Raw genomic sequence first — 11,954 nt, forward strand, 5'->3', positions numbered from 1 at the left:
TCAGTGGTTTTTTCTTGTGTTCTTGGTGTTTGTGTGTCGTGTGGGGGTGGCGGGGGGGGGGGGGGGGGGGCCGGGGCCCGGGCGCGGGGGGGGGGGGGGGGCGCCCCCCCCCCCACGCCGGGTTCACGGGCTACGGGCTAGGAGTTCACGGGCTACGAATTCACGGGCTACGGGTTACGGCTTACGGGTTCACTTGGCGGTGAACTTCTCGTACTCCTTGAGGACCTCGTCCGTGGGTCCGTCCATCCGCAGCTCGCCGCGCTCCAGCCAGAGCACGCGGTCGCAGGTGTCGCGGATCGACTTGTTGTTGTGGCTGACCAGGAAGACCGTGCCGGCCTGCTGGCGCAGTTCGCGGATGCGGGCCTCGGAGCGCTTCTGGAACTTGCGGTCGCCGGTGGCCAGCGCCTCGTCGATCATCAGCACGTCGTGGTCCTTGGCCGCCGCGATGGAGAACCGCAGGCGGGCCGCCATGCCGGAGGAGTAGGTCCGCATGGGCAGGGTGATGAAGTCGCCCTTCTCGTTGATGCCGGAGAAGTCGACGATCTCCTGGTAGCGCTCCCTGATCTGCTCGCGCGACATGCCCATGGCCAGGCCGCCGAGTATCACGTTGCGCTCGCCGGTCAGGTCGTTCATCAGGGCCGCGTTGACGCCCAGCAGGGAGGGCTGGCCGTTGGTGTACACCCGGCCCCGCTCGGCCGGCAGCAGGCCGGCGATGGCGCGCAGCAGGGTGGACTTGCCGGAGCCGTTGGAGCCGATCAGGCCGATGGCCTCTCCCTTGTAGGAGACGAAGGAGACGCCGCGCACGGCGTGCACCTCGCGCACCCCCCGCTCCTCGCCCCGCCGCATGATGCGGGAGAGCGCGGCGGTGGCGCTGCCCTTGCCCTTCTTCGCGCCGTTGACCTTGTAGACGATGTGCAGGTCGTCCGCGATCACCGTCGGGACGCGGGGTTCCGCATGCTGCTCAGCCACGTCCGTACCTCTCCTCGGCCTTCCAGAAGTACACGAAGCCGCCGGCCAGGATCACCACGGCCCATCCCAGCGCCACCGCCCACACGTGCGGCGGCAGGTTCTCGGAGCCGTAGCCGTCGATCAGCGCGAAGCGGATCAGGTCCATGTAGACGGCGGCCGGGTTCCACTGGAGCACGTCGGCGATCCACTGCGGCCTGCCCTCGAGCATCGCCGGGATGGAGAACATCACGCCGGAGGCGTACATCCAGGTGCGGGTGACGAACGGCATCAGCTGCGCCAGGTCGGGGGTGTGCGCTCCGGCCCGCGCCATGATCAGCGCCAGTCCGGTGTTGAAGGCGAACTGGAGCACCAGCGCGGGGACGATCAGCAGCCAGGACAGCGAGGGCCGGCTGCCGAAGATCATCACCACCACGAAGAGCACGATCATCGACACCAGCAGCTGCTGGAGCTGCTGGAGGGCGAAGGAGATGGGCAGCGAGGCCCGGGGGAAGTGCAGGGCCCGCACCAGGCCCAGGTTGCCCGAGATGGCGCGGACGCCCGACATCACCGACGTCTGGGTGAAGGTGAACACGAAGACGCCGGTCACCAGGAACGGGATGTACACGTCCTTGGGCAGGCCGCGGCCCGCGTCCAGGATGAGCCCGAAGATCAGGTAGTAGACCAGCGCGTTGAGCAGTGGCGTCACCACCTGCCAGAGCTGGCCCAGCTTGGCCTGGCTGTACTGGGCGGACAGCTTGGCCCGGGAGAAGGCGACGATGAAGTGGCGGCGGTTCCACAGCTGACGCACGTACGCCGGGACCGGGGGCCGGGCGCCGCTCACGGTCAGGCCGTACCGGGCGGCGAGCTCCGCCGCCGTCAGGCCGTCGTCGGGCGACGGACGCGGACTCACCGCGACCGGGCCGTCATGCGTTGACTCACTCACTGCTCGAACTCTCGCTGTCTCGGGTGGATACGGCGTGTCGGGGGGCCGACGCGCCGATGCACGGGTGGGGACGGGCACGGCGGGCGCCGGGGGCGGGGCGAAGGGTACGGCCCCGGCCCGGTCCCGTCCGGTCCCGCTCCGACGAGCTTCTCAGATGACCGGGGGCCGGCCCAGTCGGGTCAGCCGCCACACGGTACGCCACCGCATCGGCCGGCGGGGACCGCACGGGCCGCTCCAGCCCTCCTTGAAGCCGCCGAACCACGCCTTGAGCGCGGACCCCGAACGGGTGCGCAGCAGGGTGAGCGCCATCCACACGCCCAGGTAGACCGGGACGAGCGGGGCGGGCAGGTTGCGGCGGGCCAGCCACACCCGGTTGCGCGCCACCATGCGGTGGTAGACCGCGTGCCGGGAGGGGGCCGTGGTGGGGTGGTACAGGACCATGTCGGCCCGGTAGTCGATCATCCAGCCGGCGTCCATGGCGCGCCAGGCCAGGTCGGTCTCCTCGTGCGCGTAGAAGAACGCGTCGGGGAGCCCGCCCACCTGGGCCAGGACCTCGGTGCGCACCGCGTTGGCGCCGCCGAGGAAGGTGGTGACCCGGGAGGAGCGCATCGGGTCGGAGGCGCGCAGCCGGGGGACGTGGCGGCGCTGGGTGACGCCGGTGTCGGGGTCGGCGATCCGGAAGCTGATGATGCCGAGCTCCGGGTCCGCCTCGAAGGCGCGGCGGCACAGCTCCGCGGTGTCGGTGCGGGCGAGCAGTCCGTCGTCGTCCAGGAAGAGCAGGACGTCGACGTCGGTGCCGCCGGGGCCGAAGGCCTCGATGCCGACGTTGCGGCCGCCGGGGATGCCGAGGTTCTCGGGCAGCTCCACGGTCCGCACGCCCTCGGGCACCTCGGGCACGGGCGCGCCGTTGCCGACCACGACCACCTGGACGGGGTCGCCCTCCTGGCGGGCCACCGAGTCGAGCAGCGCGCGCAGCTCGGCGGGGCGGTTGCCCATGGTGATGATGACCGCTCCCACCGTGATCGGCCGGGGGCCGTCGACGGGGGCTGCGTCCGGCTGGGTCCCGGTCACGGCGTCCTTCAGGGATTCGTTCATAGGGCGCTCACCGCAGTCTGCTCGAGGCGAGGATGGACACGAGGTGCAGCAGGGTCTGCAGGATCGCGATGCCTGCCAGCACGGCGATGCCGAGGCGGGTCCAGAACAGGCCGCCGCCGGCGATCAGGTCGGCGATCGCGACGACGAGGACGAACAGGCTCGCCTCGACGCCTCCGACCAGCCGGTGGAACTTCAGCGCGGCCGCCGCCCGGCGGGCCAGCGCCAGGCCGGAGGAGCGCGGCGCGGCGGCCTCGTCCCGCACGGCGGCCAGACCGCTGCGGCTGCGCGCCACGTCGACCAGGTCGGTCTCGGCCTTGATGAGGATGGCGCCCAGGGCGGCCAGCGTGCCCAGGAAGGCCCACAGCCACTCGGGGCTCTCCGCCCCGTCCCACAGGTCGGCGCCGCGCAGGCCGAAGCCGACCAGCAGCGCGGCCTCGGAGAGGTAGTGGCCGATCCGGTCCAGGTAGACGCCGGTGACGGAGGTCTGCTTCCGCCAGCGGGCGATCTCCCCGTCGACGCAGTCCAGCAGCAGGTACAGCTGGATCAGGAGGGCGCCGACGAGCGCCCCGGCGAGGCCCGGCACCAGGAGTGCCGCGCCCGCCAGGACGCCCGCCACCACCATCAGGTAGGTGAGCTGGTTGGGCGTCACCCGGGTGTTCACCAGGTAGCGGTCGACCCTCAGCGAGATCTCCCGCATGTAGAGGCGGCCCGCCCAGTGCTCGCCGCTGCGCCGGTCCTTCACCCCTGCGGGGTGGACGACGGGTCGCAGTTCAGCTACCGATGGCCTTGACATAGTCGGCGTACGCGTCCTTGATCTCGTCGGTCCGGAGGTCGAGGTGCTCGAGGATCGTGTAACGGCCGGGACGGGTCTCCGGCGCGTACTCCACGACCTTGACGAACTCCTCCGCGGTGAAGCCGATGTCCTCGGCGAGCACCGGCAGCGCGTGCCGGCGCAGCACCTCGGCCATCTGACCGGCCTCCTCGTGGGCGCCGCGCAGGTGCATGGCGAAGGCCGCTCCCAGACCGCACTGCTCGCCGTGGCTGGCGGCGCGGCGGGGGAAGAGTATGTCGAAGGCGTGGTTGATCTCGTGGCACGCGCCCGAGCAGGGGCGCGAGTCGCCGGAGACCGACATGGCGATGCCGCTGAGCGCCAGCGCCTCGGCGAGCACCTGGAGGAAACCGTTCTCCTCGATGCCGCCGGGGTGCCGGAGGACCGCCTCGCCGGCCTGGCGCGCTATGGCGGCGGCCAGACCGTCGATCTTCTCGCCCTTGACCCGGTTGGCCAGCTCCCAGTCCGCGACGGCGGAGATGTTGGAGATGGCGTCGCCGATGCCGGAGCGCACGAAGCGGCCCGGGGCCTCCCGGATGATGTCGAGGTCGATGACCACGGCGATCGGGTTGGGCACGCCGTAGGAGCCGCGGCCCGCGTCGTTGTCCAGGGTCGCGACCGGCGAGCACAGGCCGTCGTGCGCCAGGTTGGTGGGCACGGCGACGAGCGGCAGGCCGACCCGCGCCGCGGCGAACTTGGCGCAGTCGATGATCTTGCCGCCGCCGAGTCCGACGACCGCGTCGAAGCGGTCCGCCTTCATCTCGCCGGCCAGCCGGATCGCGTCGTCGAGCGTGCCGCCGCCGACCTCGTACCAGGTGGCGCCGGGCAGCGACGGGGCGAGCCGCTCCCGCAGCACGGCCCCGGAGCCGCCGCTGACCGCGACGGCCAGGCGGCCGGAGTGCGAGATCCGCTCGTCCGCGAGCACGGCGGCCAGGTCCTCGAGGGCGCCGGGCCGGATGTCGACGACGACGGGGGACGGGATGAGCCTCGTCAGTAGCGGCACGCGATCTCCCGCCCACGGGCCAGGTCCTCGTGGTTGTCGATCTCCACCCACGCGACCTCGCCGATCGGCGCGACGTCGATCTTGAAGCCGCGGTTGACCAGCTCCTGGTAGCCGTGCTCGTAGAACTGCTGCGGGTCGGTCTCCCAGACCGTCTTCAGCGCGTCGCCGAGCTCCGCGGCCGCGTCGCCCTCGATCAGCGTGACGCCGATGTACTCACCGGTGGCCTCCGCCGGGTCCATCAGCTTCGTGATCTTGCGGACGCCCTTCTCGGGGTCCACGACGACCTTCATCTCCTCGTCGGCGAGGTTCTTCACCGTGTCGAGGGCGAGGATGATCCTCTTGCCCTCGCCGCGGGCGGCGAGCAGCGTCTTCTCGACGGAGACCGGGTGGACGGTGTCGCCGTTGGCGAGGATCACACCGTCCTTGAGGGCGTCACGGCCGCACCACAGGGAGTAGGCGTTGTTCCACTCCTCGGCCTTGTCGTTGTCGATGAGGGTGATCTTGAGCCCGTACTTGGCCTCGAGGGCCTCGCGGCGCTCGTAGACGGCCTCCTTGCGGTACCCGACGATGATCGCCACCTCGGTGAGGCCGATCTCGGCGAAGTTGCCGAGGGTCAGGTCGAGGACGGTCAGGCTCTCCTCGTTGCCCTCGGGCCCCACGGGCACCAGCGCCTTGGGAAGGGTGTCCGTGTAGGGGCGCAGGCGGCGTCCGGCGCCTGCCGCCAGCACGAGGCCGATCATGCGGGTTCTCCTTCGTCGTGTACAGCGGGTGCGCCGGCCCGGTGGGCGGACACCCAATAGCGGATGCTCTCGACGAGCACCAGGACGGCCACGGCCACGGCGAGCGCCGTGAGTGCGACCGAGAACTGCGCCGCGGTCAGCAGCGCGGCGAGCACGGCGACCACGAGGGTGCGGCCCTCGTGACCCAGCGCCGCCCGCACCAGCCAGTGCGGGGGCGCGCCGGCGTTCCCGCGGATGCGGTACACCGTGTCGTAGTGATGGTAGGCGACCGCCGCCACCAGCCCGAAAGCCGCGGGAAGGGCTTTGTTCACTTCCGCGTCGGCCGCCAGCAGCAGAACGACGCCATACTCGGCGGCGCGGAAGAAGGGGGGAACGAGCCAGTCCAGCGCGCCCTTGAGGGGCCGGGCGACCGCGGCGCCGGAGAGCAGGGCGTAACCCGCCGCGCCGGCGACGGCGATCCAGGAGGCGCCGAAGAGTGCGGCGAGGATCACCACGAGCAGGGCGCCCGCGGCGGCGACGAACGGGGCGGATCCGGACGGAACGAGACGCCGGGTGAACCGGGCCGCGGTCTCGGCGAGGGGACCGCTGTCGGCGAGGTCGGCGAGCGCGCGGGCGGCGCGGTCGGTGCGGCGTGCCTTGCGGGTGAGCGAGCGCAGCAGCCGGCCGGCGGTGGTGTAGCAGGCGGCGAAGGCGCAGCCGATCAGCAGGACGACGAAGGTGATGCGCGGGGTGGATACCGCGGTGAGCACGGCGATCATCGCCCAGCGCTCGCCGATGGGCAGGACGATCATGCGGCGCAGCCACACCGTCCAGCCGAGGTTGTCCAGCTTGTCGGAGAGTGCCGCGGTGGGGCTGGTGTTCGCGGCGGCGTCGTGGTTGGCCTCGTTGAACGAGAAGTCGACCACGTGCCGGCAGGTCTGCAGGATCATCGCGCCCAGGGCCAGCGCCCACACGTCGTCCCCGCCGCGGGCGGCGCCCAGCGCCAGGCCCGCGTAGTAGGCGTACTCCTTGGCGCGGTCGAAGGTGGCGTCCAGCCAGGCGCCCAGCGTGGAGTACTGGAGCGAGTAGCGGGCCAGCTGACCGTCCGCGCAGTCCAGGACGAACGAGGCGATCAGCAGGACGCCGGCGGCGACGAAGCCGCCGCGGGTCCCGGTGGCCGCGCAGGCCGCGGCGACCAGCGCGGTGAGCAGCGAGGCGGTGGTGACCTGGTTGGGGGTCAGGCCGCGGCGGGCGCACCAGCGGGCGACGTACTTGGAGAAGGGGCTGATGAAGAAGGTGGTGACGAAGCCGTCGCGGGCCTTCACCGCCGAGCGGAGCCGGACGGCCTCCTCGTCGACGGCCGCGAGGGCCTCGCGGGTCGCCTGACGGTTCTGCGGGTCGCCGGGGGCGGCCGCGACCAGGCTGCCCAGTTCGGGCCGGTGCACCGGATCGCCGTCCGCCTCCAGGGCGGCGGCCAGCCGGTCGGCCAGGGTGCCGCCGTCCGCGGCGGCCGCGCCTCCGGCGTCCACGGCCGCGGAGCTGGCCCGGGCGATCGCGCGGGTGAGCGCGGTGCGCGCCTCGGGCTTGACCGAGACGGCGCCGGGGATCGCGGAGGCCGGGAACCGCGGGTCGGTGAGACCGAGGCGCAGGGCGTGCAGGTGACCCATGAAGCGGGCGTCGACGAGGGCGACCCGGCGGTCGCCCGGGACGGAGGCCAGCAGCGCCTCCGTCTCACCCACGTCGGCGGCGTGCCGCACCTCGAAGCCGAGGGCCCCGAGATCGTCCACCAGGGAGGATCCGGGAACCGGCGGACCGGTGACGATGGCGGTCGGCAACCGAACTCACTCCCTGGGATGCGGCGCGCCTGGGCGCCGGCGACGTTGCGTGGTGGCCTGCCCGGCGAGGGGCCGGTGCGTGTCGGCAGAGGTTATCGGATCGTCGGGCCCCCGCGATCACCGCCCGCCTTCCGGCCGATGACCTGCGCATCGTTTGCGCAGGTCAGAGGATATGACAACGGTGTTCAGCACCACGTTGCCCCTGGCCGCGGGACGTAGTTCACTGAGGGCGGCGGCGATCACGGAGGGGCGGTTCTCATGGGGTCCGGACATCAGCATGGCCATGGCGCGGGCGCGGGGGCCACGGTGACGGCGGCGTACCGCGGCCGGCTGCGGGCGGCGCTGGCGATCACGTCACTGGTGACCGTCGCGGAGATCACCGGCGGGCTGCTGGCCGGCTCGCTGGCCCTGGTCGCCGACGCCGCGCACATGGCGACCGACGCGCTGGGACTGGGCATGGCACTCCTCGCGGTCCGCTTCGCCGGCCGCCCGGCGAGCGGCCACCGCACCTTCGGCTTCGCCCGGGCGGAGATCCTGGCGGCGCTGGCGAACTGTCTGCTGCTCTTCGGGGTGGGCGGTTACGTGGTGATCGAGGCGGTCGGCCGTCTCCTGGAGCCGGCCGAGGTGGAGGGCGGCCTGACGCTGCTCTTCGGCGCCGTGGGACTGGTCGCCAATCTGGTCTCGCTGCTGCTGCTGATGGGCGGCCGGCGGGAAAGCCTGAACGTGCGGGGCGCCTTCCTGGAGGTCGCGGCGGACGCCCTGGGGTCGGTGGCGGTCCTGGTCTCGGCGGCCGTGGTGCTGCTCACCGGCTGGTCGGCGGCGGATCCGGTCGCCTCCCTGGTGATCGCCCTGATGATCGTGCCGCGCGCCTGGCGGCTGCTGCGCGAGACGGTGGACGTCCTGCTGGAGGCGGCCCCGCGCGACGTGGACCTGGCCGAGCTGCGGGCGCACCTGCTGGCGCTGCCGGGCGTCGACGACGTGCACGACCTGCACGTGTGGACGATCACCTCCGGGCTGCCGGTCCTCTCGGCGCACGTGGTGGTCGGCGCGGACGTGCTGGAGGGGCGGGGGCACGAGCGGATGCTGCGCGACCTGCAGTCGTGCCTGGGCTCCCACTTCGACGTGGCCCACTGCACCTTCCAGATCGAACCGGCCGGCCACGCGGCGCACGAGGCGGGGCTCTGCCACTAGGGCCTGTCCGGCCTGTGCGGCGGCGCGAGGCGTCCCCGGCGTCCGGCGTCCGGCGGCCGGCGGCCGGCGGCCCGGCGCTTCCCCGCGTCCGGCGGCCCCACGTCCCCGCAAGGACGCGCCCCGCCCGCGCCACCGGTTCCGGTACGGCAGACTAGGGGGCATGCCGAGCACACCTGTGAAGACGACGACGGACGAGACCATCCTCCTGGAGCTGGTCGACGAGCAGGGTGTGACCATCGGCACCGAGGAGAAACTCGCGGCCCACCGGGCGCCCGGTCTGCTGCACCGCGCGTTCTCCGTGTTCCTCTTCGACTCCCGGGGGCGGCTCCTGCTCCAGCAGCGGGCGCTCGGCAAGTACCACTCCCCCGGTGTGTGGTCCAACACCTGCTGCGGCCACCCCTACCCGGGCGAGGCACCCTTCGCCGCAGCCGCCCGGCGCACCTTCGAGGAGCTCGGCGTCTCCCCCGCACTGCTCGCCGAGGCGGGCACGGTGCGGTACAACCACCCGGACCCGGCCTCGGGTCTGGTGGAGCAGGAGTTCAACCACCTCTTCGTCGGCCTGGTGACCGGCACGCCCGGGCCGGACCCGGAGGAGGTCGGCGACATCGCCTTCGTCACGCCGGAGGAGCTGGAGAAGCGGCACGCGGCCGACCCGTTCTCGGCGTGGTTCATGACCGTGCTGGACGCGGCCCGGCCGGCGATCCGCGAGCTGACCGGCACGTCGGCCGGCTGGTAGGGCGGCCCCGGCGGCCCGGCGGTCTCAGTACGGCCGGGCCGGGCGCAGCGGCAGCGCCACCCAGATGATCTTCCCGCCGGTGGTGGTGTGCTCCACCTCGCAGGCTCCGCCGAACTCCCGTGCCGTCTCGCGGACCAGCAGCAGGCCCCGCCCGCCGGTCTGGCCGGTGTCCGCGACCAGCGCGGTGGGCCGGTAGGGGTGGTTGTCCTCCACGGACACCCGGATCCACTCCGGGCCCACCGCGACCTCCACCGCCAGCACGGGCGACAGCAGGGCGGCGTGGCGGACGGCGTTGGTGACGAGCTCCGAGACGATCAGCAGCAGGCCGTCGACCACGTCCTCGTCGGCCGGCACGCCTTGGCGCCTGAGCAGGTCCCGTACGGCCCGCCGCGCCTGCGGCACCGAGGCGTCCACGGCGGGGGCGGTGAACCGCCACACCCCCTCGTAGGACGCGTGCGCACCGGGGAGCGCGACCGCTCCCCCGGGCCCTTGGTGGCCCGGATCGTCGCCGCGCCCTCGGTCCTCCATCGTCCGGCCCCCGCCCTCGTGCTCGACTGTCACCACATGTCCGAGTGTGGGAAACGCCAGGTCACGGCCTGGACACTGACCACAAGACGTCGACTATCGACCACTTTTGATCGCTGACGTACGCCAAAGGCGGTTGCGAGACCATTCCTGCACGCCTTGCGGCGGCTTCGCGAACTCTTCCGCTTATTGGGGCGGAACGTCCCCTCCGCGCCCGCGGTCCTCGTGCCCGGCGGCGTCCTCGGCGGCCGTCCGGTGACCGGTCGCGGCGTTCCGGTCGGCGTCCGGGCGGCCCGCGTAGTAGGCGTCGCCCCCGAGGTCGCGGTCGGCGCTCTCCGCCTCGGTGACCATCCCGACCACGTTGCGGCCGCCGAAGCCGGTGGCGATCAGGCCCAGTCCGTCGAAGAGCAGGGCCAGCGAGAAGAAGGTGCCCAGCGCGTAGCGGCTGTCGCTGGGCCAGGCGTTCAGCACCAGGATGCCCAGCAGCAGGCCGAAGACGCCCTGCACCAGGGTCCAGCCGAACTGCGGTCCGCGCACCACCAGGCTGCCCACCACCCGGAAGACGCCGCCGGTGAGGAAGAGCAGGGCCGCGAAGAGGGTCAGGGAGACGGCGGCCGCCTCCGGCCGCACCAGGATCACCGCGCCGGCGGCGATGTTCAGCGCGGCGACCACCGTGCCCAGCCAGAAGAAGCCGGTGCCGCGCGCCTGCACGGCGTGCATCAGCCCGACCACTCCGCCGACCAGGAGCAACCAGCCGAACAGCAGCATGCTGGTGAGCGTCGCCAGCCCGGTGTAGAGGAGACCGACCACGCCGGCGATCACCAGCACGACCCCGAGCGCGGCCAGCCAGCCGAAGCCCCGGCTGAGCCGCGTCCTCTCGTCCTTCGCCCGGAACCTGCTCATAGGGGCCTCCTCGCTCGCCGTACACCCGTCGTGCCGCCGAGTACCCAGGCCGCCGGTACCATCCGCCGCATGCCCCATCTGTCGCACCGCGTCGCCGACGGCGTCGCCACCGTCGTGATCAGCCATCCCGCCCGGCGCAACGCCATGACCAACGCGATGTGGCGGGCACTGCCGCCGGTGCTGGAGGCGCTGGCCGCGGACGACGCGGTACGGGCCCTGGTCCTGACCGGTGAGGGCGCCACCTTCTGCGCGGGCGCCGACATCTCGGGGCTGCGCGACTCCTCGGAGGTGACGCGGCGGCTCGCGACGGAGGCGGAGGAGGCGCTGGCCGCGTTCCCCAGGCCGACCCTGGCGGCGATCCGCGGCCACTGCGTGGGCGGCGGCACCCAGCTCGCCGCCGCCTGCGACCTGCGCTTCGCCGAGGAGGGCGCCCTCTTCGGCGTGACCCCGGCCAAGCTGGGGATCGTCTACCCGTCCTCCTCGACCCGGCGGCTGGTGTCGCTGGTGGGCCCCTCGGGCGCGAAGTACCTGCTGTTCTCGGGCGAGCTCGTCGACGGCGAGCGGGCGCTGCGGACCGGTCTGGTGGACGAACTGCTGCCGGCCGGCGAACTCGACGCCCGGGTCGCCGCGTTCACCCGGATCCTGGTCTCCCGCTCGCGGCTCACCCAGGCCGCGGCGAAGGAGTTCGCCGACGGCCGCACCGACCGGGACGCCCACTGGGCCGCCGCCGCGCGGGCGAGCCGGGACCTCGAGGAGGGCGTCGACGCCTTCCTGGAGCGCCGCAGCCCGGAGTTCACCTGGCCGCGCTGACCTGCCCTCCGACGGGCCCCTGACCTGCCCCCCGGCCTGCGTGCCGACCGGCCCCCGACCTGCTCGCCGACCGGCCCCGCGCCCGGGTGTTCGCCCGGGTGGGCGCCGGGTTCCGGTGCCGGTCCGGGAGGAATCACGCATGTCCGCCGCGGGGCCGGTTACCTGTAGGGTCCCCGGCCCGGGACCTCCGGCCGGGGCTCCGAGGAAAGGTGACCAACCGTGTTCCGAGCTGTAGCGGACGTCCTGCGCCAGATCGCCGGCGCGATCGCCACCGTGGTGACGCTGCCCTTCCGGGCCGTGGCCCGGCTGTTCGGCGGCGCCTCCTCCACCGCCCGCGGTCGTCGCGCCTGAGTCGCACGAACCCGTCGATACGCGCGGGGGCCCGGCCCGACGGCCGGGCCCCCGCGCGTTGCGCAT

At 73.0% G+C, this 11,954-nt stretch carries 13 protein-coding genes; 4 read left to right on the forward strand and 9 right to left on the reverse strand.

Translation table 11 applies throughout. The features are described 5' to 3' along the window. Positions 1 to 189 precede the first annotated feature (189 nt). The 7 genes from ACWD3O_RS18595 to ACWD3O_RS18625 form a co-directional block, all read right to left on the reverse strand. Positions 190 to 969 carry an ABC transporter ATP-binding protein gene (locus tag ACWD3O_RS18595; RefSeq protein ID WP_451408619.1) on the reverse strand — a complete coding sequence of 260 codons (780 nt, stop codon included), beginning with the start codon at positions 967 to 969 and terminating at the stop codon, positions 190 to 192. After that, positions 962 to 1,891 carry an ABC transporter permease gene (locus tag ACWD3O_RS18600; RefSeq protein ID WP_451408620.1) on the reverse strand — a complete coding sequence of 310 codons (930 nt, stop codon included), beginning with the start codon at positions 1,889 to 1,891 and terminating at the stop codon, positions 962 to 964. Before ACWD3O_RS18600 ends, ACWD3O_RS18595 begins: the two co-directional genes overlap by 8 nt. Positions 1,892 to 2,041: 150 nt before the next feature. Then, entirely contained in the window at positions 2,042 to 2,914 is an 873-nt protein-coding gene (locus tag ACWD3O_RS18605; protein WP_451416735.1) for a glycosyltransferase family 2 protein, read from the reverse strand. 79 nt (positions 2,915 to 2,993) lie between these two features. Next, entirely contained in the window at positions 2,994 to 3,779 is a 786-nt protein-coding gene (locus ACWD3O_RS18610; RefSeq protein WP_451416602.1) for a CDP-alcohol phosphatidyltransferase family protein, read from the reverse strand. Continuing rightward, positions 3,757 to 4,818, reverse strand: a complete 1,062-nt coding sequence (locus tag ACWD3O_RS18615; RefSeq protein WP_451416603.1) for an iron-containing alcohol dehydrogenase family protein — start codon at positions 4,816 to 4,818, stop codon at positions 3,757 to 3,759. The genes ACWD3O_RS18610 and ACWD3O_RS18615 overlap by 23 nt, the downstream gene beginning before the upstream one ends. Further along, positions 4,806 to 5,558, reverse strand: coding sequence for a phosphocholine cytidylyltransferase family protein (locus tag ACWD3O_RS18620; protein WP_451416604.1), 753 nt, complete (start codon positions 5,556 to 5,558; stop codon positions 4,806 to 4,808). Before ACWD3O_RS18620 ends, ACWD3O_RS18615 begins: the two co-directional genes overlap by 13 nt. Beyond that, the gene (locus ACWD3O_RS18625; protein WP_451416605.1) at positions 5,555 to 7,372 is read right to left on the reverse strand and encodes a DUF5941 domain-containing protein; all 1,818 of its coding nucleotides are present in this window, start codon (positions 7,370 to 7,372) and stop codon (positions 5,555 to 5,557) included. The genes ACWD3O_RS18620 and ACWD3O_RS18625 overlap by 4 nt, the downstream gene beginning before the upstream one ends. A gap of 258 nt (positions 7,373 to 7,630) precedes the next feature. Between ACWD3O_RS18625 and ACWD3O_RS18630 the strand changes: the two genes are divergently transcribed. Together ACWD3O_RS18630 and idi are read left to right on the forward strand one after the other, a co-directional pair. Further along, the gene (locus ACWD3O_RS18630; RefSeq protein WP_451408625.1) at positions 7,631 to 8,563 is read left to right on the forward strand and encodes a cation diffusion facilitator family transporter; all 933 of its coding nucleotides are present in this window, start codon (positions 7,631 to 7,633) and stop codon (positions 8,561 to 8,563) included. Positions 8,564 to 8,723: 160 nt separating this feature from the next. Continuing rightward, positions 8,724 to 9,299, forward strand: a complete 576-nt coding sequence (gene idi, locus ACWD3O_RS18635) for an isopentenyl-diphosphate Delta-isomerase (RefSeq protein WP_451408626.1) — start codon at positions 8,724 to 8,726, stop codon at positions 9,297 to 9,299. 24 nt (positions 9,300 to 9,323) lie between these two features. Here the strand turns inward: idi and ACWD3O_RS18640 are convergent, their stop codons facing one another. Together ACWD3O_RS18640 and ACWD3O_RS18645 are read right to left on the reverse strand one after the other, a co-directional pair. Continuing rightward, entirely contained in the window at positions 9,324 to 9,863 is a 540-nt protein-coding gene (locus ACWD3O_RS18640; protein ID WP_451408627.1) for an ATP-binding protein, read from the reverse strand. Positions 9,864 to 10,010: 147 nt separating this feature from the next. Beyond that, complete coding sequence (locus tag ACWD3O_RS18645) at positions 10,011 to 10,727, reverse strand: HdeD family acid-resistance protein (protein ID WP_451416606.1); 717 nt, start codon at positions 10,725 to 10,727, stop codon at positions 10,011 to 10,013. Positions 10,728 to 10,796: 69 nt separating this feature from the next. Between ACWD3O_RS18645 and ACWD3O_RS18650 the strand changes: the two genes are divergently transcribed. Both ACWD3O_RS18650 and ACWD3O_RS18655 read left to right on the forward strand, forming a co-directional pair. Continuing rightward, positions 10,797 to 11,537, forward strand: coding sequence for an enoyl-CoA hydratase/isomerase family protein (locus tag ACWD3O_RS18650; RefSeq protein WP_451416607.1), 741 nt, complete (start codon positions 10,797 to 10,799; stop codon positions 11,535 to 11,537). Between the two features lie 219 nt (positions 11,538 to 11,756). Continuing rightward, on the forward strand, positions 11,757 to 11,888 hold the full coding sequence (locus tag ACWD3O_RS18655) for an LPFR motif small protein (RefSeq protein WP_356134637.1): 132 nt from the start codon (positions 11,757 to 11,759) through the stop codon (positions 11,886 to 11,888). Positions 11,889 to 11,954: the final 66 nt, after the last annotated feature.

It is taken from the genome of Streptomyces sp. NPDC002640, assembly GCF_053592575.1.

What these genes read in the sequence shown, in the direction of transcription:
- ACWD3O_RS18610 (WP_451416602.1), bottom strand. Translation starts at nt 3,779, where the DNA reads ATGTCAAGGCCATCGGTAGCTGAACTGCGACCCGTCGTCCACCCCGCA.
- ACWD3O_RS18620 (WP_451416604.1), bottom strand. Translation starts at nt 5,558, where the DNA reads ATGATCGGCCTCGTGCTGGCGGCAGGCGCCGGACGCCGCCTGCGCCCC.
- ACWD3O_RS18630 (WP_451408625.1), top strand. Translation starts at nt 7,631, where the DNA reads ATGGGGTCCGGACATCAGCATGGCCATGGCGCGGGCGCGGGGGCCACG.
- idi (WP_451408626.1), top strand. Translation starts at nt 8,724, where the DNA reads ATGCCGAGCACACCTGTGAAGACGACGACGGACGAGACCATCCTCCTG.
- ACWD3O_RS18645 (WP_451416606.1), bottom strand. Translation starts at nt 10,727, where the DNA reads ATGAGCAGGTTCCGGGCGAAGGACGAGAGGACGCGGCTCAGCCGGGGC.
- ACWD3O_RS18650 (WP_451416607.1), top strand. Translation starts at nt 10,797, where the DNA reads ATGCCCCATCTGTCGCACCGCGTCGCCGACGGCGTCGCCACCGTCGTG.